This window comes from Gordonia iterans (genome assembly GCF_002993285.1).
GTDB classification, from domain to species: domain Bacteria; phylum Actinomycetota; class Actinomycetes; order Mycobacteriales; family Mycobacteriaceae; genus Gordonia; species Gordonia iterans.
In genome coordinates this window covers 1,429,937-1,456,403 of sequence record NZ_CP027433.1, presented here as the reverse complement: position 1 = coordinate 1,456,403, position 26,467 = coordinate 1,429,937, and the positions used below count along the sequence as shown (strand labels likewise).

The following is a 26,467-nucleotide window of genomic DNA, read 5'->3' as shown; positions in this document are numbered from 1 at the left end:
CGGGATACGACGATGACTCACCTGTCGGACGGCACGGAGGACGGAGTGCTCACGTGTCAGTGAGCTGCGACGCGACCGCGACGCTCAGCGGCGCCGACTGGACCTCCGGTCCGGACGGCGTCTCCGTCGCCGTGCCGATCGGTGATCTGGAGCTGGATTCGGGGCGGCGGCTCGAGGACGTGACGGTCAATTTTCAGCGTTGGGGCACTCCCGACGCCGACCGGAGCAACATCGTCCTCGCGCTGCACGCCCTGACCGGCAACTCGCACGTCACCGGGCCGCCCGACGAACGGTTCTCGATGGGCGGATGGTGGGACGGCCTGATCGGGCCCGGCTGCGCCGTCGACACCGGCGAGTGGTGCGTCGTGGCCCCGAACGCGATCGGCGGCTGCTACGGATCCACCGGACCCGGCACCCTCGCTCCGGACGGACGGGCCTGGGGCAGCCGGTTCCCCCGGCTCACCGTGCGCGATCTGGTCGAGTCGGAGCGTCGTGCCTTCGCCTCCCTCGGGGTGACCCGCTTCGCCGCGGTGGCCGGCGGGTCGATGGGCGGTGCACGGGCGCTGGAGTGGCTGGTCACGCACCCGGACAAGGTCGACGCCGGGCTGGTGCTGGCCGTCGGCGCACGAGCGTCCGCCGATCAGATCGGCACGCAGTCCACCCAGATCGCCGCCATCACCTCCGACGCCGACTGGCAGGACGGCGACTACTACGGCACCGGGCGCGCCCCGACTGCGGGCATGGGCGTCGCTCGCCGCATCGCGCATCTCAGCTACCGGTACGACCGCGAGCTCGACGACCGCTTCGAGAATCTCCCGCAGGGCGAGGAGAACCCGCTGGTCGACGGCCGCTACTCCGTCCAGAGCTACCTCGACTATCAGGCGAAGAAGCTCGCTCATCGGTTCGACCCGGGCAGCTACGTCGCCCTGACCCACGTGCTCAACAGCCACGACGTCGGACGCGGACGCGGCGGCATCGCCGCCGCGCTGGCCGCGTGCGAGGTGCCGACGATCGTCGGCGGCATCGACTCCGACCGCCTGTACCCGCTGTACCAGCAGGCCGAGATCGCCGCCGAACTCGGCAACTGCGTCGGAGGTCTGCACGTGGTGCACTCGGGCGCCGGCCACGACGGCTTCCTCACCGAGACCGAGCCGATCGCCGGTCTGCTCGACCAGACGATGGCGCTGGCCCGCACCGCGCGCACGACCCGCTGAACCCGTCGGACGGTCGTCTACAGCTGATCCCCGGTGCCCAGCGAGTCGATGGACATCGCCAGCCAGATCACGAGAAGTCCCGTAGACGTCATCCACGCGATGTCGAAGGGTTTGCTCCGCACCTGCAGCAGACCGACCGCATCGGTCTTCATCACGGTGCGCAGCACGGCCCCGAGGAGGAAGGCGCCTCCGAAGATCACGCTGCCCCGGCGCCAGCGGTCTACGAGGACGAAGACGGCGCCTACGGCCACCACCCCGAGCACGACGAGGAACGGGATCTGCCGCACCACGCGGTGCCGCAGCCGGGCTCTCCGGATCGTCTCGACCTCGAACGCGGCCACGACTACCCGCCCGCCGCCGCCAACTGCGCCTCGGCCCGTTCGACGACGTTGACCAGCAGGAACGCCCGGGTGAGCGGGCCGACTCCGCCGGGATTGGGCGAGACCGCACCGGCCACCTCCCAGACGTCGGGGTGGACGTCGCCGGTCAGACCGGACTCGGTGCGGCTGACGCCGACGTCGATCACGGCCGCGCCGGGTTTGACCATGTCCGCAGTGATCAGATGCGGCACTCCGGCGGCACCCACCACGATGTCGGCACGGCGCACCTCCGCGGCGAGGTCACGGGTTCCGGTGTGGCACAGCGTCACCGTGCTGTTCTCGCTGCGGCGGGTCAGCAGCAGGCCGATCGGCCGGCCGATGGTGACGCCGCGGCCGACCACGGTCACGTGAGCGCCGTCGAGCGGGATGTCGTACCGGCGCAGCAGATGAATCACGCCGCGCGGAGTGCACGGCAGCGTCGACTCCTCGCCGAGCACCAGACGGCCGAGGTTGATCGGGTGCAGACCGTCGGCGTCCTTCTCGGGGGCGATCCGTTCCAGGGCGGCGTTCTCGTCGAGATGCTTCGGGAGCGGCAGCTGCACGATGTATCCCGTGCAGGCCGGATCCGCGTTGAGCTCGTCGATCGCCGCGTCGAGCTCTTCCTGCGTCGCGTCGGCGGGCAGGTCCTTGCGGATCGAGGCGACGCCGATCTTCGCGCAGTCGCCGTGCTTGCCCTTGACGTACGAGTGCGAGCCGGGGTCGTCGCCCACCAGGATCGTGCCCAGTCCGGGCAGCACTCCGGCCTCACGCAGCCGGTCGACGCGCCTCTTCAGATCGTCGAAGATCTCGTCGCGGGTGGTCTTGCCGTCCAGTCGAATCGCCGTCACGAGACCCCATTGTTCCACTATCGGGCGCGATTCCCCATCCGGGTCACCCGCCCGGGCAGTCGTGGGGTTCGCCGTACTTGACCGCGGACAGGACGGCATCGCCCTCCCCGATCGGCGCTCCCGCGGCGGGCCGCTGCGCGACGACGATCCAGTTCCGGTCCCAGATCTGCTGCCGGCCCTTGCCGGTGGCGTCCTCGCTGCGAGAGAGGAAGACCCCGGCCTCCTGGATCTTGTTCTGCGCGGCCTGCAGGTTCATGCACACCACGTCGGGCATCCGCACCCTCGCGGCGTTGTTCGGGCCGTCGTCGTCGGGTTCCTCGGTCGGCGCCGTCGTCGCACTGACATCCGGATCCTTCGCGTCGTCCTCGGAGGGCGTGACGGTGACCGTGCTCGCCGATGCGGTGACCGTCACGGTCGACGCGGCGTCGTCCGACGTTCCGCACCCGGTGAGCGCCAGCAGCCCGGCGACCCCGAGCACCAGCCCCGCCCGGCGCAGGGAGGTCCGGCGCAAGGATTCAGTGACCATGCGGACGTTTCTACCAGCCGGCTGCCGATCGGCGCCCTCCCGCGCGGACGATCGTCGAACATATACCCCATAGGGTATTGTTCAGATCGGACTGAAAGGACCCGCATGCCACTCTCGCGCTACGAGAACACCGCCCTCACCGTCGACCGCCTGGTGCCCGCGCTGGCCGCGGTGATGTTGTTCGTCAGCATCGCCCTGGTAGCCGCACTCGGACCGTGGTGGTTGTTCCTCACCGGCTTCGTCGCCCTGAATCTCGCCTTCTACGCCTACGCCGGATGGTGCCCCGCATCCCTGATCATGGAGAAGCTCGGTCTGGGCAGATACGCGGTGTGCCGTCGCTGACGCGCACGATCGCAGCACCGCACACCGGCAGTGCGAGAATGGGGAGGTGTCCGACGCCCCGTTCGATTGCCGAATCGTCTACTACCAGCCCTGCATCCCGCCGAACACCGGCAACGCGATCCGTATCGCGGCCAACACCGGTGCGCAGCTGCACCTCATCGAGCCCCTCGGCTTCACCATGACCGACCAGCAGGTGCGCCGGGCTGGCCTGGACTATCACGAGATGGCACACGTGACGGTGCATCCGGACCTCGACACAGCCTGGGACGTGCTGCAACCGGAACGGGTCTTCGCCTTCACCGCGCATGCAACGACGTTCTACACCGACGTCGAGTACCGGCCCGGCGACGTGCTCCTGTTCGGCCCCGAGCCCACCGGTCTGCCCGACGAGGTGCTCGACGATCCGCACGTCACCGAGCAACTGCGGATTCCGATGCTCCCCGACCGCCGCTCGATGAATCTGGCCAATGCGACCAGCGTCGCCCTCTACGAGGCTTGGCGCCAGCAGGGCTTCGCCGGCGCGGTCTGACTGCCGCCCCGTCGGGGTGCAGTGTTCTGGCGTCCCGACACTAGGCCGTGCTGAGATCCCGGTGGCCGAAGCCGACGACGCCCACCGCTGCCAGAACCACCCCGATCGCGGTGAGCAGCCCGACCGCCACCCAGGAGATCGGCCCGGACGGATGTTCCCCGACATGGCCGAAGGGCGAGAGATCAAGCCACAGCTGATCGATCTGCAACAGCTGCCCGAACAGGTTCACGAACGCACCGCCGACGACGGCGACCCAGGTCACCGCCACCAGCCGTGGGAACCAGCCGAACAGCGCCACTGCCAGTCCGAGCAGCAGCCAGACCGGGGCGGTCTGCACCAGGTAGCCGAGCAGCACCGAGCCGACCAATTCGGGATGTCCCGATCCCAGCCCCATGCCCAGCCCGGCCAGCAGCAGCAACCACAGGGACCCGAGCGCGACGACCCCGAGCCAGGCGAACAGCCACCCTCCGCGCCCGACGGCCGTCGCCAGAATCGCCTCCGTCCGACCCGCCTGCTCCTCGGCCCGGAGCGACTGCACCGACAGCACGGCGAAGACCGAGATCAGGATCGCGAAGAACAGGCCCATGAAGCCCAGGTATCCCTCGATCAGTCCGTCGGCGCCTCCCATCACCGCCAGGATCTCGTCCGGCATCATGTCGGCGCTGTCGGCGATCGGTGCGGTGAAGGCGCCGAAGACCAGGCCCGCGACGAGCATCGCGATCGACCACCCGACGAGGCCTCCGCGCTGCAACCGGAAGGCCAGCCCCGTCGGTCCGGTCAGCCATCCCGGCGCGCGCGGCGGGCCCGGTCGGTCCGAGATCATGCCGGCGCCGAGGTCGCGGTGTGCCGCCAGTGCGTAGCCCGTCGCGCACGTCGCCGCGGCCGCGGCCGACGAGATCGCGAGCGGCCACCAGCGATCGTAGGTGAACGGCGCCGTCTGCTGCGACCAGCCGAGGGGCGACAGCCACGAGAGCCAGCTCAGCGAGCCCCCGGCGACCGCCGACATGTCGCCGAGCCCGCGGACCACGAACGCCGCACCCAACAGCGCGCCGGCGATCGCCGAGCCCACGCGCGAGAACGCCGAGAGCTGCGCGGTGATCGCAGCGACACCGGCGAACACCAACCCGGCTGCGGCGAAGCCGAAGCCGAAGAGGAACGAGCCGTTGACACCGGGAGCCGGATCGATACCGGAGGCGACGACCACCAGCCCCGTGCACACGGCGACCAGCACGTTCATCAGCGCGGTCAACAGCAGCGCCGCGGTCAGCTGCGCGTCACGACCCGCCACGCCGGCGCGCACCAACTCGGTTCGACCGGCCTGTTCCTCGGCTCGGGTGTGCCGGAAAACGGTCAGGATGCTCATGATCGCCGCAGCAAGCATGAGGTACAAGCCGTACTCGCCGACGAGCACCCGGGGCAGAGTGACCCCCTCCTCGAAACCGAACGCCGGGCCCGAGACGAGGGCCATGATCGGGTTGCTGGAGAGCGAGGCCATCGCGGCGAGGCCGTCCTCGTCCAGCACGGATTGGAGTGCGGTGGTGAAGTAGACCATCGCCAGAGCCGACCCCAACACCCATGCGGGCAGCCGGATGCGGTCTCGCCGGAGCATGAATCGCAGCAGCGTCATCGTGCCGGTCAGCCGGTTGCCCGGTGCCGCCGCAGGCGCGGCGGTCGCCGGGGCGGTCACGTCGACGCCCCGGCCGCCACCTCGCCGTAGTGGCTGAGCAGAAGTTGCTCGAGAGTCGGCGGCGTGGCAGTCAGCGCCGCCACCTCGCGGTCGGAGAGTAGTTGCAGCACGGTCGGCAGCGCAGCCGCATCCAGGTCGAAGCGCACGTGCTCGCCGTCCACTCGCAGGTCGTGCACTCCATCGACGTCGGCCAGTTCGGGAAGCGGCCGCACGCTGCGCACACTGACCGAGGTGCGCCGCAGGTGCCGCATCTCGTCGAGGGTTCCGGTCTCGACGATCCGCCCCTGCCGGATGATCGAAATCCGGTCGGCGAGCACCTCCACCTGGGCCAGGATGTGGCTGGAAAGCAAGACCGTGGTTCCCGCGTCCGTCGCCTCCCGAATGCAGCGCTGGAACTCGGCCTCCATCAGCGGATCCAGCCCCGCAGTCGGCTCGTCGAGCAGCAGCAGGTCGACGTTCGAGGCGAGCGCGGAGATCAAAGCCACCTTCTGCCGGTTGCCCTTGGAGTAGGTGCGCCCCTTCTTCGTGGGGTCCAGACCGAAGCGGTCGATCAGGTCGTCCCGCTTGCCCTCGTCGACGCCGCCGCGCAGTCGGGCGAACAAGTCGATCGCGGTGCCGCCGGTGAGATTGGGCCACAGCTCGACGTCGCCGGGCACATAGGCGAGGCGACTATGCAGCCCGACCGCGTCCCGCCAGGGGTCTCCCCCGAGGAGCCGGACCCGGCCGGACGTCGCGCGCAGCACGCCGAGCAGGATCCGGATCGCGGTGGACTTGCCCGCACCGTTGGGCCCGAGGAAGCCGTGCACCTCTCCCGTCTCTACGGTCAGATTCAGGTCGTCGAGGGCGGCGAAAGAGCCGAATCGTTTGGTGACTCCGGCCATGTCGATGGCGAGGTCAGGACTGGTCATGGTGTTCCTAACGGTCGTCGACGCCGCCGTCGGGCATCGCGTCGAGGTGAGCGAGGTAGTCGTCGAACACGGCGGTGTCGGTGAGCATTCCCTGCGTGTACAATCACCGACTGCATCATCCAGCCGATCGAGATGCTGAATCCCAACTTCACCCGCAGCCGTTCGTCGCGAGACGGCAGCAGGTCCATTGGGACGTCGTCAGCTACGACCGCTGGTTCTCCGGCTTGTTCTCATACACATAGCGGTAGTAGTCGTAGTCGCGGAGTTTGGAGGCCGCCGCCGGATCCACCACGACGGTGGCATGCGGGGGCCATTGCAGGATCGACGCCGGGCATGCGGCGGACAACGGTCCTTCGACGGCCACGGCGATCGCGTCGGCTTTGCCCTCACCAGTGGCCACGAGCGCCAGATGACGCGCCTCGCAGATGGTCCCCAGGCCCTGAGTGATCACGTGCATGGGCACCTGGTCGAGGTCGTCGTCGAAGAATCGCGCGTTGTCTTGCCGGGTCTTCTCCGTCAGGGTCTTGATCCGGGTCCGCGAGGTGAGTGCCGACGACGGCTCGTTGAACCCGATGTGACCGTTGCTGCCGATCCCGAGGATCTGCACGTCGACCGGCCCGACCTCCTTGATCAGCGCGTCGTAGTTCAGTGCGGCCGCGCGGTAGTCCGGGTCCATGCCGTCTGGCGAGTACACGTCGCCGATGTCGACGTGGTCGGTGAAGTTCTCGCGGATGAAGCGCGCATACGATTCCGGGTGCGTCGGCGGCAGGCCCACGTACTCGTCGAGCAGGACCGCCTTCACCCCGGCGAAGGATAGCCCGTCTTCTCGGTGTCGCCGAATCAGTTCTCGATACGTCGGCAGCGGCGACGATCCGGTAGCCAGACCGAGCGTCGTCGCACCGTCGGTCACAGCACCGGCGATGATGTCGGCCATCACCTGCTCGGGGTGGTCGGTGATCACGACCTCCATGCCTGCCCCTTCCCGGTTCCTTCGTTCGGTGGACGGTTTCGCCTGACACTAACTCGCACGCGGCACGGCTGTGCTCCGATCGCGCGAGCGCGTCCCATCACCACCGCGAGTGTGTCCCGCGACGACGCCGATGCGTCTCCCGCCGATTCAGGACGCAGCTCCCGACCGCCGCGGAGTCGAGACCTCACCACTCCACCTGCGCCGCCATCGCCAGCAGGCGTTCGCGACGACGGGGAGATCCGGTCGACACTCAATCGATCCGCCCGTATACGTGAGCGCGGAAGTCCTGATGCCCGACCCGGTTCTGAGACGCTGCGCCCTCGCGAGCCGCGTTGTGCAGCAGCGCTTTCAGTGCGTCGTACTCGGATCGCCGCGCGTGCAGTCCGCGGTTGACCACCAGGCCGGCGAGTTGCTGTCGCTGATGTTCGCCCATCACCCGGGTCTTGTCCGGGTGCAGCCTGAACCCTTCGGCGACGACGACCCGGGCGACGAACCAGTGCAGTCGTCCGGTGTCCATCCCGTCGCCGGAGAAGGCCAGGTCGTCTGCGTACCGTGTATAGGTGATGCCGTGCTTCGCCGCGTAGCCGCTGATTCTGATGTCGAGCCGACGGAGCACCAGGTTCAGCAGAGCGGGCGACGTCGGCGCACCCTGCGGCAGGTGTCGTTCGCGCAGCAGCGCAGCGTGGTACCAGTCGGTCTGATCTCGGTCGGCGACGGCCAGCACTGTCGTGCACAGACTCGTCAGATAGGTCGCCACTGCGGCGGGACGTCGAACACCGGCCGCGAGACCTGTGTTTCGGTGGGCCAGACACGAGGCTCGGCGGGGACGGCGGAAAGCAGCGCCGAGAGCTCCTCGCGCAGCGCGGCCGGCGGTCGCGCGAACGCGTCGAGAAGCAGCCTGGTGATGTCGTCCGCGATCACCGGATCGACGGCGGTGATCAGTGCGCCGTTCAGCTCGCGGCTGGTCCAGACCTGCGCCGGATCGTCGCCGTCGGAGCTGATCAGCGATTCCACCGAAGCGACCATCCGCGCTGTCGAAGCGGTTCCACCTCCGCAGGCCCGATCCCGTCATCACTCCACCTTCGTTGTTCATGGATGGACGGCGCGACCAGACTTGTCGTCTTCGGCGCGCAGAAGCGCACACGAAGTGTGCCGTGCTGCGCGCGACGTTATGCAGAACAGTTCATGAACCCAGGGGTATCCCCTGAGACGGATCCAGCGATCCCGCTCGCACCGTCCATCCGCTTCGATTCTGGAGGGCAGGCGGCGGCGCGGGAGCAACTCGCGACATAAGGCGTGTCGTACCGCATCGGCGCACGGCCGCATTTCCGTCAGCACCAGTCGCGCGAACGGGTGCCCACGCGCAGGTCCAGCTGCTGTATGCGATCGGCGACGACGGTCACCGCGCCCTCGGCGTTCTGCACCTTTCCGCGAATCAGCAGTGCCGACGCGGTCTGCGCCAGCTTCCGGTAGCGGGTCCACAGCCCGACCGAGCAGACCACGTTCACCATCCCGGTCTCGTCTTCCAGGTTCACGAAAGTGACCCCGGATGCTGTCGCCGGGCGCTGACGGTGGGTCACCGCGCCGCCGACGGTCACACGCGAACCGTCGGGCACCGAGAGCAGCCGGTCGGCCGGCGTCACCCCCATCGCGTCCAGCCGCGGGCGCAGGTACTGCGTCGGATAGGCGTGTGGCGTGATTCCAGTCGACATCGCATCCACCGCCGCCAGTTCGACGTCGGACATCCCCGGCAGCGTCGGCGCCTCCCGCGGGGAGACCACCGGGAGCTGGTCCTCGCGGATCCCGGCTGCCGCCCCGGCTTCCCACAGCGCAGCACGTCGATCCAGCCCCAGCGACTCGAAGGCGCCCGCGGTGGCCAGCGATTCCAGTTGTGCCGCGGTCAGTTCCGTCCGCCGGGAGAGATCGGCGATGCTCCGGTACTCCCCTTGCGCGAGCCGATCGTCGACGATGCGCTGCGCCGCGTCGTCACCCAGTCCCCGGACCGCCCCCAGACCGATTCGCACGTCGAGACCCCGGTTCTCCAGTTCCGCATGCGCGACGGAGACGTTCACGTCCGGCCGATGCACCGTGACGCCGTGTCTCCGAGCATCGGCAACCAGCGATTGCGGCGAGTAGAAGCCCATCGGCTGCGCCCGCAGCAGTGCGGCACAGAACGCCGCCGGATGATGCAGCTTGAACCACGCCGAGTAGAAGACCAGCGACGCGAAACTCTGCGAATGACTCTCCGGGAAGCCGAAATTGGCGAAAGCCGCCATCCTCTCGTAGATCCGGTCAGCCGTCTCGCCGGTGATGCCGTTGACCCTTTCCATCCCCTCATAGAAGCGGGAACGCAGCCGCTCCATCTTCTCCGGCGAGCGCTTGGAACCCATCGCCCGCCGGAGCTGATCGGCCTCGGAAGCATCGAACCCGGCGACGTCGACCGCCAGTTGCATCAGCTGTTCCTGGAACAGCGGGATGCCGAGAGTCCGCTCGAGAGCCTTCTCCATCGACGGATGTTCGACGGTGGGCGCCTCCTGCTCGTTGCGTCGCCGGATGTACGGGTGCACCGAGCCGCCCTGGATGGGGCCGGGCCGGATCAGCGCGACCTCCACCACGAGGTCGTAGAAGTTGCGCGGCTTGAGTCGGGGCAGCGTCGCCATCTGCGCCCGCGACTCCACTTGGAACACGCCGACAGTGTCAGCGCGGCAGAGCATGTCGTAGACGGCCTCCTCAGAGAGGTCGAGCGCGGCCAGATTCACCTCGATTCCCTTGTGCGCCTTCACCAGATCCATCGCATAGTGCAGCGCAGAGAGCATCCCCAGGCCCAGGAGGTCGAACTTCACCAGGCCGACGGCGGCGCAGTCGTCCTTGTCCCACTGCAGGATGCTTCGCCCCTCCATGCGCGCCCACTCGGTGGGGCAGACGTCGGCGATCGGCCGGTCACAGATCACCATTCCACCGGAGTGGATCCCGAGATGCCTTGGCATGGAGGCGATCTCCGCGGCCATGGCGCGCACGTCGTCGGGTGCCGAGTCGGGCACCTTGCTCCACGCATCCTGCTGCCCGGGGGCGTAGCCGAGCGCTCGCGCCATGTCGCGCACTGCCGACCGTCCGCGGTAGGTGATCACGTTCGCGACCTGGGCGCTGTACTCGCGGCCGTGACGAGCGTAGACGTACTGGATCACCTCTTCGCGGCGGTCGGACTCGATGTCGACGTCGATGTCCGGCGGACCGTCTCGCTCGGGCGCCAGAAACCGCTCGAACAACAGCTTGTTCGCCACCGGGTCGACGTTGGTGATGCCCAGCGCGTAGCAGACCGCCGAGTTCGCGGCGCTCCCCCGGCCCTGGCAGAGGATGTCGTGCTGTTTGCAGAAATCGACGATGTCGTGCACCACGAGGAAGTACCCGGGGAACATCAGCGTCTCGATGATGTCCAGCTCGTGATCGATCTGCCGATAGGCATCGGGGCGGTCGACGCGGGTGCCGTAGCGGCGGCGGGCACCCCGCTCGGTCAGCTCCCGCAGCCAACTCGCCTCGGTATGTCCCTCGGGAACGTCGAAAGGCGGCAGATTCGGCGCGATCAGCCCCAGCGAGAAGGAGCAGTCCGCGGCCAGCGCCGCAGCGTTGTCGATCGCCTCGCGGTGCGCCGGCATCAGCCGGGCCATCTCGTCTCCACTGCGCAGATGTGCCCCACCGATGCCCGGCAGCCATTCGGCGATGGTGGCGACGTCGGTGCGCGCCCGCACCGCGGCCACCGCCATGGCGAGCCGTCGTCGCTGCGGGCCCGAGAAATGCGCGCCCGTGGTGGCAACGGTCGGCAGTCGCGCCTCACCGGCCAACGCTGTCAGCACTTCGTTGCGCTCGTCGTCGTCGCTGCAGCCGGAAGCGGTCAGCTCGACGACGACGTTCTCCCGACCGAAGCGATCAGTCAACTCCCCCAGCGTCTTTCGTGCCGACACCGCACCGCCGGCAGCCAGCGCCCGGCGCACCGATCCCTTCCGACAGCCGGTCAAGATCAGCCAGTGTCCCCTCGCCGACGAGGTGAGGAGGTCCGCGTCGTAACTCAGCAGCCCCTTTCGGCCCCTGAGCCCCGTCGAAGGGTCGCCGCTCATGTGCGCGTCGGCGATCACCCGGGACAGCCGCCGATAGCCCTCGGCATCTCGGGCGAGGACCAGCAGGTGCTCACCTGGCGGATCCACCGCTCCCGCACGCGCAGAATCCCGTTGCAGCGAGAGCTCTGCACCGAAGACCGTCGGCATGCCGTACTCGCGGGCGGCCTCGGCGAAGCGAACAACGCCGTAGAAGCCGTCGTGGTCGGTCAGCGCGAGACCTTTCAGATCGAGCCGCTGCGCCTCGGTGACCATCTCTTCGGGCAGCGAGGCGCCGTCGAGGAAGCTGTAGGAGCTGTGCGCGTGGAGTTCGGCGTACGGGACCGCCGAGACGACGGAGCGCACCTCCTCGGGCTGATACGCGCCACGCTTGCGCGACCAAGCCGGGGAGTCCCCGCCGTCGCCCGGGACATATGGCTGCGCGCCGTCGGCACCCGCGGCAGGCGACCGGCCGGAGAGCACTCGCTCCATCTCCGACCAGCTCGGCGGCCCGTTACTCCATCCCACCGGACCATTATAGAACGTATGTTCGATGGCATCCATGTGGCCGCAGACCACCGCTCCAGTGGCGATCGGCGCCCGCGTTCCCCTATTCTGACGGAGTGAGGTCACGTGCCTCGCGCGCTCTCGATGGTGAAGTGCTCACCTGACACATTCGCGGAGGGGACTACCGGCTCCGGCAGGACATGTCCGCAATGGAGATAGTGCGATCCACCCGTCACCGGCGGGCGGATTGTCGTATCCATGCCGCGACAGCGGCGCGAATGAAAGGGCCAGAATCATGGCTACCACCGACAAGGCCACCAAAGAGCAGCAGGCCGTCGTCGACAAGATCGACTCCATGCCCGAGCCCTACCGCTCCATCGGCCGCCGCCTGCACGAGGCGATCCTGTCCGCCGGGCCCAAACTCAAGCCGCGACTCTGGTACGGAATGCCCGGCTACGCCACCGGGCGCAGCACCCCCGTGATCGTGTTCTTCCGGCTCGACGACGAACTGATGACCTTCGGGCTCACCGAGAAAGCACAGGTCCAGCGCGATCCGGCCGCGACCGACGCACTGCTTCCGTGTGCCTGGTACCTGAACGAGTTCGATGAAGCGACCGCAGTCAGGGTCGGCGAGATCGTCCGATCGGCGTTCGGCGAGTAGCTCGCAGCGCGGCCGATCTACCGGCCCGGCATCGAGCCGGAGATCAGCAGCGGCACGCCGCACCGGAGTGTGGAACGCTGGACGCGTGCAGGAGCGCGACGACACGCCGTACCTACTGGTCGACGACGACCGGCTCCGACGCAACATCGAGAGACTGGCCGGCTGGGCCGCCACACAGGGACTGCAGCTGCGGCCGCACGCCAAGACTCACAAGTGCACACAGGTGGCGCAACGCCAGATCGACGCCGGCGCGGCGGGGCTCACGGTCGCGACGATCGCCGAGGCCGAGGCCTTCGCCGACGCAGGCTTCACCGACCTGTTCATCGCGTACCCCCTCTGGCTCTCGCCCACGAAGGCCGACCGCTTGCGGGCTCTGGCCAGCCGTTGCGCGCTGCGGGTCGGCGTCGACTCCGTCGACGGCGCGCGGCGTCTCGCCGCAGGTCTGCGAGGCGCCCCGGTCGAGGTCCTGATCGAGATCGACTCCGGGATGCACAGGACCGGAGTGGCACCCGACGAGGCCGGCGAGATCGCCGCTGCAGCCCGCGACGGCGGGCTGCAGACGATCGGCGTCTTCACCTTTCCCGGCCACGGCTACGGTCCCGGCCCGGCCCGCTCCGAGGCCGCGCGCCAGGAGGCCGAGTCGCTGTCCGAGGCAGCGGAATCCCTGCGCCGCAGCAGAATCGATCCCCGGGTGATCAGCGGCGGGTCGACGCCGACGGTGGCGTTCGCCGACGCCGCAGGACTCACCGAGATCCGCCCCGGCGTGTACCCCTTCAACGACGCACAGCAATGGGAGCTCGGCTCGTGCGACGCCGGCCAGATCGCCCTCGTCGCGATGGCCACCGTGGTGAGCGTGGATGCACGACGGCGAAGAGCGGTCCTCGATGCCGGGAGCAAGACACTCGGTGCCGATCGGCCGCCGTGGACCACCGGCTTCGGCCGGCTGCTCGACTACCCGGATGCGCGGATCGTGTCCCTGTCCGAACATCATGCCGTCGTCGAACACCCCTCCGGCACGACACTTCCAGGCCTCGGCGAGCTCGTGCGTGCGATTCCGAACCACGTCTGCACCGCGGTGAACCTGACCGACGAGCTCGTCGCCGACACTGCCCACGGCACCGAACACTGGCCGATCATCGGCCGCGGCGCCAACCGCTGACAACAGACCCGGTGCGATCGCGGTCCCGATATGAACTTGTCAAAAAACGTGCACCCTCCCCTGAACGGAGAGAGCTGCCCTTCCGGTGACCGGGATCGGGGCCTACAGTGCTGCACTCGGCGTCGTGGCTGTCCGGTCGGGACAACGGTCGGCGACCGGAGCGATACTGACGTCATCGGGCCTTCACGGCGATGACGTGGCGCAGCGCGAGAACAGCTCATGGCGGCGGGGACCTGCCGGTGCGGTCGGGACGGCCACAGTGAAGTTGACCCACACAGCGCTCTGAAGTAGTCATGACCTATTGTGACATCACTCACCGTTCGAACACATGATCGTAAATGTACAAATTTTCCCTCTCATGTTTGGAGGGTGTCGAGGGAACCGGCCTTGACGGGGCGGAAGTGCCGTTTCAGTAGGATCGGCGCTCATGCAGACCGGACGAACCGCCAGGGGCGAACGCTGGACGGTGCGGCGGCGACTTCTCGCCTGGCGGCCGGTCTGGGGCACCACCGGACTGACCGGCTCGGTGCACTGGATCGATCAACGCATGCCGGACCCGGTCCCGGAACCCGAATCCGAACTGAAGCCCGACCAGACAGACGACGAGGGCGGAGCCGGATGGTTGGACACCATGCTGAATCTGCCGGACTACATCGCAGCGGCCTTCTTACTGCCGATCGCGCTGACCGCGGCCTACCTGCTCTCCGGTTTGTCGGCGCTGCTGGCGACCCCGGCGGTCCTGGCGGCGCGCGCCGCCGGGCTCGTGCCTTGGTGCATCGACGTGCGGATCGGCGACGTGCTGGTCGACAAGAGGTTCGCGAGCGGCGGGTCGTCGACACGACAGGTGATCGCCGAGGCCGCCGCCGAATTGCACGACGGCCGGTTCCGCACCCGTCTGGAAAGCGCTCAGCCGGTGACCTCCGGGTTCGATCCGGAGATCGGCCCGGACGATCTCGCCGGCTGAGTCCTCACGATCGGATCGGGAGCGGCTCGTCGACTCCATAGAGATGGAGGGCGCCCGGGCCGCCGGCGAAGAATCCGTCGAAATCAGGTACCGGCGCCACCGGGAGCACCATGACCTGAACTTCCAGCGCGGCGTCGAATCCGGCATCGTGAGCGCCGACCGCCCGAACGTTCGATCCCTGCGGAGCAGTCGTGATCCGGGCGAGCTGCGTGTGCGCTCCGTAGGCAGAGTCGGCTGCGGCCACGTAGTCGGCAAAGGAGCAGTACACGCGCGGAGCGTGCCGTGCTGAGCAGTGCCGGCCTGTTCGGATCCCCGAGGGCGTACTGACCGTCGCAGTTGAACGCCCATCCCCCGGCGCGCGCGGCGACCGACGGCCGATGCAGTTGCATGCCGCACGAGGGGATCAGATGCAGGTCCAGCCCGTCGCCCCGGGCGGGCCACGGACTGCGGTCGACGCTCTTGCGCATCCGGTGATCGGAGTGGTCCAGACAGATCTCCACACCGACCGTGACCGGATCCGACCCGGCCACCCGGAAGATGGCGTACGGGTCGCGCGGCTCGAACTTGAAGTCGCCGCCGGACGTGTCCAGGATCGGGTAGGCGCTCATCTGTTCGGTAATGACGGGCTTGCCCGTGACATCCCACAGGAGCAGGTCCTCGTTGGAGACGAAGTATTTCTCGGTGGTGATCGCCCGGACCCCGAGCCCGACCTCGACGCCGTCGAACTCGGCCGGGCCCAGGATGATCGCGCGATTGCGCACTTCGACCTGTGCGTACGCATGACAGTTCTTGATGAAGTTCACCAGCGCATCGAAGACCACCACGGCCAGCGGCCCGTCTGCCTGTTGCCAGCCTTCCCCGAGCGCCCGCACGACATCGTTGCTCACAATGGTCGAGGACTGCCGCATCACCGCGCCGAGATCGGCGACCTCCGCCGAGATGGCGGTGCCCAGGACCAGCAGGAAGTCGGGATACTCATCTACCGGAAAGTGCTTCTGCAGTTCGTCCAGGATGACGTCGGCAGGGTCAGGATCTCCGGGACCGTGCATGTACGGCCCCATCGGCCCGTGCCAGTAGAACTCCGGCGCGAGAAAGACGTTGAGCACCCCGTCACCGGTCGGCAGCGCTGCCCGCGCAGTGTCGACGGCGGCTTTCAGGGTCTGCGCGCGGCCATAGACGTCGGCTTCGAGATCCGGAGCCGCGCGGTAGGTGCCGGCGACGTTTCCTGCGCCGTTCGGGTCCCCGACCGGCACGATGTCCGCGGGTGTCGTCGGGACGGCATAGCCGATGAATCGGACCCTGTCATAGCGCGGCATGCCCTATCCATACACGCCTTCACTCATACACTCCTTCGATATTCCAGCGGGCGTCTCGGTAACAAAGCAGCAGGGCACGGGCCGGACCAGTCGTCGAATCGAGCAGCACCTGCGCGCGCGCCTTCACCGCATCCACGCGGGGACAGGCGAATCCACCGGGGCCGTCGAGACCGAACGGCCACGGTCCTGCCCACCATCCGATCGGGTGCACGGCACGGCCCAGTCTGATCTCGACGGGTTCTGCGCTGAACGCACCGCGTGGAGTCACCGCGACCGGGCCGCCGTCGGCGCCGAGCAGTTCGGCCTCCCCGCTGGACAGCAGGGACGGGACCGGCCGAGCCAGGGCGTCGGGCCACGCGGCGCGGGGTGAGCGCTCCGGCACCGACTCGTCTCCGTAGGTCACCAGCGACACCCGCTCGGCAGGTCCCCGGCCGCCGCTGCGCACCGGGACCCGGACCGCATCACCACCGAGCAACCCCTGCACCCGGATCAGGCACCGACGCGCCCTGTCACCCAAGACTCCGGCGCCGGTGTCCGCAGGCAGCCCGGCCCCGGTCAGCGCATGCTGCAGAGCACTGGGATTCACCAGTTCGGTCGGTTCCAGCAACAGCCGCACGAGCGGCGAGTCCGGAGCGTCGACGGCCGATCCCGCCGACGTGAGCCACCCTTCCAACTGCCAGCGGATCCGGTCGGCCGTGGCCGCCGGGGTGAGCGGCTCAGCACAGCGCCAGGTCCTCGAGCACCGCTGGCCGCTCTCGGTGACCGCGTGCACGGTCAACCGGGTACACGCGAGAGACGCCGAGGACAGCCGACGATGCAGTTCTTCGGCAAGACGGCGTCCCAGAAAGGCCGCCGTGTCGATGCGGTCCACCGGCGGCTCGCACTCGTGCTCCACCGCTAATCCGAGCGGGATGGGAGCGCGCGACGGACGTCGCCCAGGCTCGGCCCCGGCCAGCCGATGTGCGACGACGCCGTCGGCGGAGAACCGGGAAGCCACGTCGGCGACGTCGAGCTCGGAGAACGCCCCGAGTGTACGGATCCCCAAGCGCCACAGCAGGTTCACCAGATCCTCCCGCCCCGGCGCGGAGAACGAGGGCTCGAGCGCCAGATCGGCGATCGGTCGTCCGGACAGAAACGCCCGGCCTTCTCCCGGCGGAATCACCAGTCCCGAACGCGCGGCCAGCACCGCGGTGAACAACTGGTCGGCCAGCCCGACCCGCGCAACCACGTCGAGCCCTTCGACCGCCGTGATCACCGCTTCGGCCAACTCCGGTTCGCCGCCGAAGTAGCGCGCCGCCCGATCAGCAGCCACCGCCAGCAGCCCGGGGCGCAGCACCTCGGTCATCGGCACGACGCCGGTCACCGCCGTCACCACCGGGTCGAAGAGACGCCCGTCCCGATTCGGATCGTCGGGGGCCACCACCAGGCCTGGACACGCCGCCTGCGCCTGACGCTTGCGCATGCCGCGCCGGACTCCGGTCTGCCGGGCCGCCCGCGAACAGGCGATCACCTTTCCACTCGCGAGCACCGCGATCGGCTCGGTCGGCGCGACCTTCAGTCCCCGGGCGGCAGCCGTCGCCGGCCAGTCCGGACACCACAGCGCGAGCACCCGCGCACTGCTCTTCCCACCGCGCCCGTTCAATTCGCCACCCGCAGACGATTCGGAGTCGCGATACGACCGCCCTCCGGCTCGACACCGACCAGCCGCAGAGCCCCTTCCTCCCCCATTCCGGGCACGACGAGTTCGCAGCGGACTCCGCGCGGGGAGATCCCGCTGCCGGCCGCCCGGACGTCCACCTGCAGTCCGCCGATCCGGCCGTACCCGTTGCGCCGCAGCGGAAGATGCCGGTACCCGGCGATCTGCGCGTGCATGCGCACCCCGGCGCCCGGCCACGCGTCGGGCGGACCGACGGCGAGCAGCGTCGCGCCTTGTCGTCGTGCACGACCGGCCAGCACCCGCGCGCGCGACGGAGTGACATGCTCGACCCCGACCAGCACCAGATCGATCCCGTCGAGCAGCACTCCGGCCACTTCCAGACGATCCCACTGCCGATCGCAGTCGTTCAAGCCCGCCGAATCCGGACCGATCACCGCAATCCGGTCCAGATCGGCGCCCAAGTCCGCCGCCATCGCCAGATTCAGCTGCGGCAGCCCCACCAGCGCCGCGGTGGCGCCCGAGGCGGTGGCTGCCGCCAGCAATGCCACCGGCAGCGTCATCGCACCGCTCACCGCGACCACCCCGCCCGGAGTCAGCCCCCGCCGTGGAAGCAGTTCCGCGAGCGGCTCGGGCACCGGCAGCACCTGCGGGTTCCAGCCGGTGCCACCGACCGAAGCGCCCAGCGACATCGTCGCCAGTCTGCGCCGCAACTCCGCCACGGTGGCAGTCTTCACTGCACCGTCCCTGCCGGCGACACCACTGTCTGCGGCCTCGTCTACCCTCCCCCCATCCGAGTGAACGGACTGATCCCGATCCGGCATGCGCTTCCCCTCACCTGGCGGCCGTTCGGCCGGTTGCCACTCGTTCCGGCGGCAGGGAAGATACCGCTATAGAACTTATGTTCGAGATAGTAGCGACGGGCTCTGACAGCCGTCAACGGCCCAGGTCACGGCTCTCAGAGGTAGATTCCACCGGGTGCAACAACGGATCTATGCCGCGGTGATCGCCCTCCTGTCGATCGTGGCCCTCGCCCTCACGAATTTCCCCTGGGCAGACGGCCGGGACGTCGGGTTCGACTTCGCATGGAACGGATTCGGCAGGGCCGAGTATCTCGGTCAGGACGTCTCCTCCGGATCTCTCGACGACCTGTCCGTCGCCCCGCTGGGGTTGTGGGTTCTTCTCGCCTGTGTGGTCGCGCTCCTGGCCGCCGCTGCCACCGCGGTCCCCGCCCTCGCCGGACCAGCGGGTCCGCTTCGCTGGGTCGCTGCGCTCTGCACCTCAGTCGCCGCCGCAGTCCCGATCACCGTCCTGGCCGATCCCGCCGTATTCCTAGAGGGACCGTTCCGCGCCACAGACAGCGAAGCGATCCTCCGACTCGATCACTACTCCGGGATCGTCTCTCAGATCATGCAGAGCGGCACCCTGATCGCGCTCATCGTCGTCCTGTTCCTGACTTCCGCCGCGTGTGTCGCCGCCGCGGTGCAGGTCAAGCGTGTCCCTACTGTGACGTCAACCGACCCACCAGAATCAGAAACCCCGAGGTCAGAACGATCCGACTAGCCCTCCACCCCCGCTTCTCGTCCCGGATACGCGACAGTAGGGACAGGAAGGCGCGCAAACCCCGCCGAGTAGATTCGAGGCATGCAGCTGCGCCGCCTCTACTTCTCCGCGATCACGCTGGTCGCCGTCTTCGGCCTCGCCACCGTCGTCATGCTGCCGTGGCTCTCCCTGCCCGGGCTCGGGATCGGTTGGAACGGTATCGGTCGTACCTCCGACACCGGACTGGCCGAGTCCGGCTTCGCCCCCGCGGCCCGCGGCTGGTACGTCATCGCCGCGTGCGCCGTCGCCGTCCTCGCGGCCTGCACGCTGCTGCGATCGAGCACCAAGGGCACCGCGCCCGCGCTCTGGCTGGCCGCCCTCTGCTCGGCCGGCGGGGCGGCGGTGCCCATCGTCGTGCTGACTGATCCGGACTGGTTCCTGGGCGGCCTGCTCCGTGAGGTGGGTGCCGTCGCCTACCTCGACCGCGGCTACGACCTGCTCAACGTTCCGGTCCTGAGTTTCTGCGCCGGAGCGATGATCGTACTGACCCTCCTGTGCGGAGCCACCGCGCTCACCGTGAGTCCGCTGCGCTGGCGGATCACCATCACCCGCACCGACGCATCGGACTCCGACGCACAGGACCCCGACACCCCGGACACCGTCGAAGACGACACTGATGACCAGGACCGCGAAGTCGGCGACACCGCAGGCTCCGAGACCGACGAGGACGAGACCGACGGCTCAGTCGACGACGAGGATCACGCCTCAGACGACCAGGCAGACGAGGACGAGACCGAGAACGCGCCCCCGGTCACCCGATCTGGCGATTCACCGCCCAGCGGGTGAGTGCGTTCCGGTTGGACTGCTGCGTCTTGCGCAGCACGTTCGATGCGTGCGTCTCGACGGTCTTGACCGAGATGAACAGCTCCTCGGCGATCTCCCGGTAGGTGTACCCGCGGGCGAGCAGCCGGAGCACCTCCATCTCGCGCTTGGTCAGCGAATCCAGTTCGGGATCCAGTGCCGGCTCGGGCACCGGCGAGCGTCCGGTGAACGAGTCGAGCACGAACCCGGCCAGGCGCGGACTGAAGACGGCGTCGCCCTCGGCGACCCGTCGTACCGCATCAGCCAGCTCACCGCCGCTGATGGTCTTGGTCACGTAGCCGCGCGCGCCGGCCCGGATCGTCGCGATCACGTCGGCGGCCGCGTCCGACACCGACAGCGCCAGGAACACCGGCGCGTCCGAACCCAGCGCATCGGTCACCCCGCGCAACACCGCCACTCCACCACCGCCCGGCATGTGCACATCGAGCAGAACGACGTCGGGTCGTTGTTCGACGATCCCGGCCACCGCCTCGGGCACGGTGCCGGCGTCCCCGACCACCTCCATGTGGTTCTCCGACGCCAGCTCGGCGCGGACACCGGACCGGAAGACCGCGTGGTCGTCGACCAGGAACACCCGATACCTCATGAAGCCTCCTCGTGCTGTTGATGCCGTTCTTGGTTTCGCGCCGAGTCCGGTCCGCCGGCCGCATCCGCCTCGCCAGCCGCATCCGCCTCGCCAGCCGCATCCGCCTCGCCGGCCGTGCTCTGACGGCCTTCGCCCTGCCGAAGCGTCGAGGCCCGCGGGAGTGTGAGAGTCACATTGGTGCCGCGCCCGGGCGCCGAGCGCAGTTCGACGGTCCCGCCGGCCCGCTCCATCCGGGCCCGGATCGACTTGGCGATCCCCTGCCGGTCGTCGTCGACCAGGTCCGGGTCGAAGCCCTTTCCGCGGTCGCGGACAAAGACCTCCACCTGGTCGTCGAGCACCTCGGCGTACACGTCGACCTTTTGTGCGCCGGAATGCTTGGCCGCGTTGACGAGCGCTTCGCGGGTGGCGGCGACCAGCGCGCTGGCCGACCGCGCCCAGGTCTCGTCGCGCAACTCCTCCCGGGTGGTGTCGCCGACGGTCACCGCCTCGATCTCGGTCCCGTACGTCTCCTCCACTTCCGCGGCGAGCGCGGAGACCGCGGCGGCGAACGACTCCCGGCGCTGGGCCGGATCGCCGAACAGCCAGGTCCTCAGTTCGCGCTCCTGGCGCCGGGCCAGCCGCGCGACGGTCTCCGGGTCGCCGGACTGCTTCTGGATCAGCGCGAGGGTCTGCAGCACGGAGTCGTGCAGATGCGAGGCGATCTCCTCGCGTTCGGCGTTGCGGATCCGCTCGGCGCGCTCGGCGTCGAGCGCCCGCAGAAGCCGCATCCAAAGGGGCACGGTCAGCAGCACGACGCCGACCAGGGTGGCGAGAACCGCGAGCACCGTGGAATTGATGCCGCCCAGAGCCGAGCCGCCGGCGAGGACCATCACCACCAGTCCGCCGATCACCAGGACCGCGCCCAGGACCAGTCGCAACCAGGTGAACGTGGATCGGTGCGACCCCGTTCCGACGCCGGTCACATCCACCTCGCGCCAGACCAGTGCCGCGCCGCCGAGAACGAAGATCACCGCGACCGTCTGCTGCGCGGGCGCGTTCGCGGCCAGCGCCGCGCTCGTGATCAGCGCGATCACGCCCAACGTGGCCAGCCCGTAGGCCTGGCGCCGTTCGCGCGGACTCGGCCGCTGCGTGTCGGTGCCGACCGGGCACAGGAACCAGAGCGCGGCGTAGGCGAAAGCTCCCGCACCCGCGAGCGCGGTGAGCACCACGAAGACCACGCGGACGCGAAAGACGTCGACGCCCAGGTGGTCGGCCAGGCCGCCGGCAACCCCGGCGATCACCTTGCCGCCGTGACGCCGCACCAGCTTCGGCGTCGTCTCCTGCGCGTCGTCGTGCGCGATCTGTGTTCTCATCACTTTCGATAGTGGCACGTCTGCACCCCGATCAGTCCGTCCGGCGGCAGAGTTCAGGGGACATCTCAGGGTGCTTCCCGATACCCGCGCTGTTCGGCCGCGGCCAGGATGGAGTCATGAACACCTCGACACTGTCCGACCTCTGGTCGACGCGCCCGGTCCGGCGCCGCAAGGGCCACAAGGTGGCAGGCGTCTGTTCCGGCATCGGCGCCCGCTACAACGTCGACCCGACACTGGTCCGGGTCGCTTTCGTGGTGGCGACGCTGTTCGGCGGCAGCGGTGTGCTCGCCTATCTGGTGGCCGTCGTCGCGATGCCGTCCGACCGCACACGTTCCGACGGCACTCCCCGACCGGACCACGTCGCCGGGATGTCGTTCGGAAAGCTGGTGCTGCTGGGCATCATCGCGATCGTGCTGGTGTCGAGTTTCGGCGGCGGAGGCGTATGGAGCGGCGGCGGGGTGGCCGGCACCATCCTGCTGGGGGTCGGCTGGTGGCTGCTTTATCAGCGCACGCCGGTCCCGCCGCCCGGGACCAGCGCCGACACTCTCAGCAAGATGCACGACGATCCCGCCTGGACGGCGCCCTATCCGGCGGCAGGCCCCGTCGTCGTGCCCGTCGATGCGAGTGCGCCGACCGGTGCCGGAGATCCGGAGGGTGCAGCACCCCCGGACGCCGCCGGGGAGCGGCCGAGCGATGCGCCGGCTGCGGGCACCGCGCCCACTGTTGCGGCAACGTCCCCGTCGGACACGCTGGTCGACCGCAATCAGCCGGTGCCACCGGCCTGGGATCCGCTCGGCGTCGCACCGTTCGCCTGGGACCTGCCCGAGCCGACGCCCGCACCCCAGCCGCCTGAGGTCAAGGTGCCGTCCTCCCCGCTCACCCCCATCACCCTGGGTCTGGCGGTGCTGACCGCAGCAGCCGGCAGCGTGGCGCACCTGCTCGGTGCGGAGTGGTTCACCGTCGGGCGGATCGCTTCGCTGTCGCTCGCCGTCCTCGGTCTCGGCCTGGTGATCGCGGCGTTCCAGCGCCGCCCGGAAGGCACGCACTCGACCGGCCTGATCTGGCTCGCGGCGCTGGGTGCCGGGATCGTCGTCGTATCCACCCTGGTGCAGGCGTCGGATTGGCGGCCGACCGCGGGCGGGATCGGTGAGCGCAAGTATCAGGTCACGCAGCAGTCCGAGCTGCAGGAACAGTACGATCTCTCGATCGGCAACATCCAGCTCGATCTGCGCGAACTCGGCTCGCTCGACGAGGACAAGACGATCACCCTGAACCAGAGCATCGGCGAGATCAGCGTGCAATTGCCCGAGAAGGTCCGGGTCCGCGCGGTGTGCGACGTGACCGTCGGCAACTACGACTGCCCGCAAGGAGTCGTCGGCGGCGGCGAAGACGGACCGGTACTCACCATCAACGCCCGCGTGGGCATGGGGAATGTGGAGATGAAGCGATGACCGATCCGACCGACAACCTGCCCGAGGTGCGCCGCGCCCCCGTCCTCGCCGTCGTCGGTGTGCTGGCCCTGGCGGTCGCCGGCTGGGGCCTGACCGGCGGGCCCGACCTCCCCGACCTGGAGTTGCTGCCGTGGATCCTGATCGGCGTCGGCACCCTCGCCGGCGTCATCCTGATCGCGAGTGGTTTCCGCCGCACCACCCGCTGACCCGCCCATCACTGATCGAGCGAAGTCGAGACCCCACTTGCTGGTCGAGTAACCGGCAGACGGAGTGAGTCGGCGTATCGAGACCCCTTTTGCTGGTCGAGTAGCCGGCGAACGGAGTGAGTCGGCGTATCGAGACCACACGCTCCGGTCGAAGGCGCAGTCGCCGTCCTGTCGGCGGCAGTCGCTATCGTGCCGACCATGAACATGACCGATGCAATCTGTCCGGTTCCGCGAATGCTCGGCTGGTACGACGTCGCCGTCCGCGTCACTTTCACGTCCTGACCGTCACGACTCAGCCGGAGGTCACTCCCACTCGATGGTCCCCGGCGGCTTGCTGGTGACGTCCAGTACGACGCGGTTCACGTCCGGGACCTCGTTGGTGATGCGCGTGGAGATCACCTCGAGGACCTCATAAGGCACGCGCGTCCAGTCGGCGGTCATCGCGTCCTCGGACGAGACGGGCCGGAGCACGATCGGGTGGCCGTAGGTACGGCCGTCGCCCTGCACGCCGACGCTGCGGACGTCAGCCAGCAGCACCACTGGGCACTGCCAGATCTGGTTGTCCAGTCCCGCGGCGGTCAGCTCCTCGCGGGCGATCAGGTCGGCCTTGCGGAGCAGTTCCAGACGGTCCTTGGTGACGTCGCCGACGATGCGGATGGCCAGGCCCGGTCCGGGGAACGGCTGGCGGTTGACGATCTCCTCAGGCAGGCCGAGCTCACGGCCGACCGCGCGGACCTCGTCCTTGAACAGCAGGCGCAGCGGTTCGACGAGGGTGAACTCCAGGTCCTCGGGCAGGCCGCCGACGTTGTGGTGGCTCTTGATGTTCGCCGTCCCGGAGCCGCCGCCGGATTCGACGACGTCCGGGTACAGGGTGCCCTGCACCAGGTACTCGACCTTCTTGCCGGACGCGGCTTGATCGCCCAGGACCTCGGAGACGGCGCCCTCGAAGGACCGGATGAACTCGCGGCCGATGATCTTGCGCTTGGTCTCCGGGTCGGACACTCCGGCGAGGTGGCCGAGGAAGATGTCCTCGGCGTCGACGGTCACCAGTCGCGCGCCGGTGGCGGCGACGAAGTCGGTCTGCACCTGCTCGCGCTCGCCGGCGCGGAGGAGACCGTGGTCGACGAAGACACAGGTGAGACGATCACCGATCGCGCGCTGCACCAGCGCGGCCGCCACGGCGGAGTCCACACCGCCGGAGAGGCCGCAGATGGCGAGCCCGTCGTCGCCCACCTGTTCCCGGACGTCGGCGATCAGCGACTCGGCGATGTTCGCGGCGGTCCAGGTCGGCTTGAGTCCGGCGACCTCGTACAGGAAGCGGGTCAGCACCTCCTGGCCGTGCGGGGTGTGCAGCACCTCGGGGTGGTACTGGACGCCGGCCATCTTGCGCTCGACGCTCTCGAACGCGGCCACGGGCGCACCCGGAGTCGACGCGGTGACGGTGAAGCCTTCCGGGGCCACCTGCACGGCATCGTTGTGGCTCATCCAGACCGGCGCGTTCTCGATGCCGTGGTGCAGGACGCCGCCGTCGCCCGCCACGTTCATCATGGTGCGGCCGAACTCGCGTCCACCGGTGTTGGCGACAGTGCCGCCGAGGGCGTCGGTCATCTTCTGGAAGCCGTAGCAGATGCCGAAGACCGGAATCCCCTGCTCGAAGAGCTGCGGGTCGATCGTCGGCGCGCCTTCGGCATACACCGACGACGGTCCGCCCGACAGCACGATGGCCGCGGGATCCTTCGCGAGGTACTCCTCCAGCGGCGCGTCGTGCGCGATCACCTCGGAGTAGATGCGCGCCTCCCGCACCCGCCGCGCGATGAGCTGCGCGTACTGGGCACCGAAGTCGACGACGAGGACAGGACGCGGGTGGTCAGCCGAGGTTTCCGTCACGGGGTCAGTCTATCGGCCACCGGCAGGTCGAACGCATTCGAGACCCGCCCTCGCTGGTCGACCGAAGCGTCGAGACCGGTAGATCGAGACCGAACCCGCACGCCGCACGGGCGTCGAGGTATTCGACGAGTGCTCGGCGAACCACCTCACCAGGCTTCGCCGACCGTCCGTGGGGTCGTCGTCAGCGGCGTGCCTTCCACCCATCGAAATCGTCGCCGCCCTAGGGACCGGTCTTGATATCATCGGAGCAAGAGGCGATATCCGTGACTGACATCCTGATCCGCAACATCGACGACGACGATCTCAGACACATCGACGCCCTGGCGGCAGAGCTGGGAATCTCCCGGAGTGAACTCTTGCGCAGGGAAACCAAAGACCTGGCGCGGCGGCATGCGCTGCAGCAGGTCACCCTCGACGACATCCGCCGCTCTGTGGACCTGGCGCAGGGCGTCCTCGACGAGGATCTGATGAAGCAGGCCTGGGGCTGAGAGTTGACCCGAACGAGTGGACGCGGTTCCAGACGATGCCGCCCATCTCTGAAATGCCCGTCGCCCCGACATCCGCACACGTCGACCGCCGAGCGCTCGAAGTGCAGGACCGGCTCGCGCAACGCGGGCATCATCGCGCAGCAATAGTCCCCGACCTCCTGATCGCCGCGATCGCCGAGTACGCGGACCTCACCGTGCTGCACGTCGACAAGGATTTCGAACTGATCGCCGGCGTCGCCGACCAGCCGATCGAGCGACTCGCAGGAGACTTCTGACGCAGGACCGACTTGCACCAGATCAAGCAGACCGCGTCCCCGGAAGCGCTGCGTAGGTGCACCGGT

At 68.8% G+C, this 26,467-nt stretch carries 27 protein-coding genes; 12 read left to right on the top strand and 15 right to left on the bottom strand.

Going from position 1 to position 26,467, the window contains the following annotated elements:
- Positions 1-53: 53 nt before the first annotated feature.
- Entirely contained in the window at positions 54-1,214 is a 1,161-nt protein-coding gene (gene metX / locus C6V83_RS06845; protein ID WP_105941762.1) for a homoserine O-acetyltransferase MetX, read from the top strand.
- Positions 1,215-1,231: 17 nt separating this feature from the next.
- Here metX and C6V83_RS06840 read toward each other — a convergent pair whose 3' ends face one another.
- The 3 genes from C6V83_RS06840 to C6V83_RS06830 are packed head-to-tail and all read right to left on the bottom strand — an operon-like array spanning position 1,232 to position 2,947.
- Positions 1,232-1,555 carry a DUF3017 domain-containing protein gene (locus C6V83_RS06840; protein WP_105941761.1) on the bottom strand — a complete coding sequence of 108 codons (324 nt, stop codon included), beginning with the start codon at positions 1,553-1,555 and terminating at the stop codon, positions 1,232-1,234.
- Between the two features lie 2 nt (positions 1,556-1,557).
- Positions 1,558-2,421 carry a bifunctional methylenetetrahydrofolate dehydrogenase/methenyltetrahydrofolate cyclohydrolase gene (locus tag C6V83_RS06835; protein WP_105941760.1) on the bottom strand — a complete coding sequence of 288 codons (864 nt, stop codon included), beginning with the start codon at positions 2,419-2,421 and terminating at the stop codon, positions 1,558-1,560.
- 43 nt (positions 2,422-2,464) lie between these two features.
- Positions 2,465-2,947, bottom strand: a complete 483-nt coding sequence (locus C6V83_RS06830; RefSeq protein WP_199832598.1) for a PASTA domain-containing protein — start codon at positions 2,945-2,947, stop codon at positions 2,465-2,467.
- 105 nt (positions 2,948-3,052) lie between these two features.
- Here C6V83_RS06830 and C6V83_RS06825 point away from each other — a divergent pair, with 105 nt between their 5' ends.
- Together C6V83_RS06825 and C6V83_RS06820 are read left to right on the top strand one after the other, a co-directional pair.
- Positions 3,053-3,289, top strand: a complete 237-nt coding sequence (locus C6V83_RS06825; RefSeq protein ID WP_105941759.1) for a YgaP family membrane protein — start codon at positions 3,053-3,055, stop codon at positions 3,287-3,289.
- A 46-nt stretch (positions 3,290-3,335) separates the two neighbouring features.
- Positions 3,336-3,818, top strand: coding sequence for a tRNA (cytidine(34)-2'-O)-methyltransferase (locus C6V83_RS06820; RefSeq protein WP_105941758.1), 483 nt, complete (start codon positions 3,336-3,338; stop codon positions 3,816-3,818).
- Positions 3,819-3,858: 40 nt separating this feature from the next.
- Here the strand turns inward: C6V83_RS06820 and C6V83_RS06815 are convergent, their stop codons facing one another.
- From C6V83_RS06815 to C6V83_RS06795, 6 genes are all read right to left on the bottom strand, one after another.
- Positions 3,859-5,505: an ABC transporter permease gene (locus C6V83_RS06815; RefSeq protein ID WP_105941757.1), complete on the bottom strand. Its 1,647-nt coding sequence runs from the start codon at positions 5,503-5,505 to the stop codon at positions 3,859-3,861.
- The gene (locus C6V83_RS06810; protein ID WP_105941756.1) at positions 5,502-6,413 is read right to left on the bottom strand and encodes an ABC transporter ATP-binding protein; all 912 of its coding nucleotides are present in this window, start codon (positions 6,411-6,413) and stop codon (positions 5,502-5,504) included. Before C6V83_RS06810 ends, C6V83_RS06815 begins: the two co-directional genes overlap by 4 nt.
- Positions 6,414-6,615: 202 nt before the next feature.
- Entirely contained in the window at positions 6,616-7,383 is a 768-nt protein-coding gene (nagB, locus tag C6V83_RS06805) for a glucosamine-6-phosphate deaminase (protein ID WP_105941755.1), read from the bottom strand.
- A 250-nt stretch (positions 7,384-7,633) separates the two neighbouring features.
- On the bottom strand, positions 7,634-8,140 hold the full coding sequence (locus tag C6V83_RS18300; protein WP_159067462.1) for a reverse transcriptase family protein: 507 nt from the start codon (positions 8,138-8,140) through the stop codon (positions 7,634-7,636).
- Positions 8,125-8,409: a hypothetical protein gene (locus C6V83_RS18295; protein ID WP_159067461.1), complete on the bottom strand. Its 285-nt coding sequence runs from the start codon at positions 8,407-8,409 to the stop codon at positions 8,125-8,127. Before C6V83_RS18295 ends, C6V83_RS18300 begins: the two co-directional genes overlap by 16 nt.
- Before the next feature lie 305 nt (positions 8,410-8,714).
- Positions 8,715-11,999 (bottom strand): error-prone DNA polymerase, encoded by a 3,285-nt coding sequence (locus C6V83_RS06795; protein ID WP_105941753.1) that lies wholly within the window; start codon positions 11,997-11,999, stop codon positions 8,715-8,717.
- A gap of 274 nt (positions 12,000-12,273) precedes the next feature.
- Here C6V83_RS06795 and C6V83_RS06790 point away from each other — a divergent pair, with 274 nt between their 5' ends.
- The 3 genes from C6V83_RS06790 to C6V83_RS06780 all read left to right on the top strand — a co-directional run bounded on the left by C6V83_RS06790 (position 12,274) and on the right by C6V83_RS06780 (position 14,762).
- A complete protein-coding gene (locus tag C6V83_RS06790; RefSeq protein WP_105941752.1) occupies positions 12,274-12,639 on the top strand; it encodes a hypothetical protein in 366 nt (121 codons plus the stop codon).
- A gap of 85 nt (positions 12,640-12,724) precedes the next feature.
- Complete coding sequence (locus C6V83_RS06785) at positions 12,725-13,798, top strand: alanine racemase (RefSeq protein ID WP_234353907.1); 1,074 nt, start codon at positions 12,725-12,727, stop codon at positions 13,796-13,798.
- Positions 13,799-14,225: 427 nt separating this feature from the next.
- Complete coding sequence (locus C6V83_RS06780) at positions 14,226-14,762, top strand: hypothetical protein (protein WP_105941750.1); 537 nt, start codon at positions 14,226-14,228, stop codon at positions 14,760-14,762.
- 83 nt (positions 14,763-14,845) lie between these two features.
- Here C6V83_RS06780 and C6V83_RS06775 read toward each other — a convergent pair whose 3' ends face one another.
- Genes C6V83_RS06775 through C6V83_RS06765 form a run of 3 tightly spaced genes read right to left on the bottom strand, consistent with a single transcriptional unit; the run spans position 14,846 to position 18,469 of the window.
- On the bottom strand, positions 14,846-16,078 hold the full coding sequence (locus C6V83_RS06775; RefSeq protein WP_105941749.1) for a hypothetical protein: 1,233 nt from the start codon (positions 16,076-16,078) through the stop codon (positions 14,846-14,848).
- Between the two features lie 19 nt (positions 16,079-16,097).
- On the bottom strand, positions 16,098-17,720 hold the full coding sequence (locus tag C6V83_RS06770; RefSeq protein WP_105941748.1) for a DNA polymerase Y family protein: 1,623 nt from the start codon (positions 17,718-17,720) through the stop codon (positions 16,098-16,100).
- A complete protein-coding gene (locus C6V83_RS06765; protein ID WP_199832597.1) occupies positions 17,717-18,469 on the bottom strand; it encodes a hypothetical protein in 753 nt (250 codons plus the stop codon). Before C6V83_RS06765 ends, C6V83_RS06770 begins: the two co-directional genes overlap by 4 nt.
- Before the next feature lie 241 nt (positions 18,470-18,710).
- On the opposite strand from C6V83_RS06765, the gene C6V83_RS06760 reads away from it, so the two are divergent.
- Together C6V83_RS06760 and C6V83_RS18290 are read left to right on the top strand one after the other, a co-directional pair.
- A complete protein-coding gene (locus tag C6V83_RS06760) occupies positions 18,711-19,295 on the top strand; it encodes a hypothetical protein (protein ID WP_105941747.1) in 585 nt (194 codons plus the stop codon).
- Between the two features lie 81 nt (positions 19,296-19,376).
- Positions 19,377-20,120, top strand: coding sequence for a hypothetical protein (locus tag C6V83_RS18290; RefSeq protein ID WP_159067460.1), 744 nt, complete (start codon positions 19,377-19,379; stop codon positions 20,118-20,120).
- On the opposite strand, the gene C6V83_RS06745 is transcribed toward C6V83_RS18290, so the two are convergent.
- A complete protein-coding gene (locus tag C6V83_RS06745) occupies positions 20,086-20,742 on the bottom strand; it encodes a response regulator (protein ID WP_105941744.1) in 657 nt (218 codons plus the stop codon). The genes C6V83_RS18290 and C6V83_RS06745 overlap by 35 nt on opposite strands.
- The gene (locus tag C6V83_RS06740) at positions 20,739-22,094 is read right to left on the bottom strand and encodes an ATP-binding protein (protein ID WP_105941743.1); all 1,356 of its coding nucleotides are present in this window, start codon (positions 22,092-22,094) and stop codon (positions 20,739-20,741) included. The genes C6V83_RS06745 and C6V83_RS06740 overlap by 4 nt, the downstream gene beginning before the upstream one ends.
- A gap of 116 nt (positions 22,095-22,210) precedes the next feature.
- Between C6V83_RS06740 and C6V83_RS06735 the strand changes: the two genes are divergently transcribed.
- Together C6V83_RS06735 and C6V83_RS06730 are read left to right on the top strand one after the other, a co-directional pair.
- On the top strand, positions 22,211-23,545 hold the full coding sequence (locus C6V83_RS06735) for a PspC domain-containing protein (RefSeq protein ID WP_105941742.1): 1,335 nt from the start codon (positions 22,211-22,213) through the stop codon (positions 23,543-23,545).
- Positions 23,542-23,751 carry a hypothetical protein gene (locus C6V83_RS06730; RefSeq protein ID WP_105941741.1) on the top strand — a complete coding sequence of 70 codons (210 nt, stop codon included), beginning with the start codon at positions 23,542-23,544 and terminating at the stop codon, positions 23,749-23,751. The genes C6V83_RS06735 and C6V83_RS06730 overlap by 4 nt, the downstream gene beginning before the upstream one ends.
- A gap of 303 nt (positions 23,752-24,054) precedes the next feature.
- Here the strand turns inward: C6V83_RS06730 and guaA are convergent, their stop codons facing one another.
- Complete coding sequence (gene guaA / locus C6V83_RS06725; protein ID WP_105941740.1) at positions 24,055-25,638, bottom strand: glutamine-hydrolyzing GMP synthase; 1,584 nt, start codon at positions 25,636-25,638, stop codon at positions 24,055-24,057.
- 263 nt (positions 25,639-25,901) lie between these two features.
- Between guaA and vapB the strand changes: the two genes are divergently transcribed.
- Complete coding sequence (gene vapB, locus C6V83_RS06720; RefSeq protein WP_105941739.1) at positions 25,902-26,126, top strand: type II toxin-antitoxin system VapB family antitoxin; 225 nt, start codon at positions 25,902-25,904, stop codon at positions 26,124-26,126.
- 35 nt (positions 26,127-26,161) lie between these two features.
- The gene (locus tag C6V83_RS06715) at positions 26,162-26,401 is read left to right on the top strand and encodes a PIN domain-containing protein (protein ID WP_159067459.1); all 240 of its coding nucleotides are present in this window, start codon (positions 26,162-26,164) and stop codon (positions 26,399-26,401) included.
- Positions 26,402-26,467: the final 66 nt, after the last annotated feature.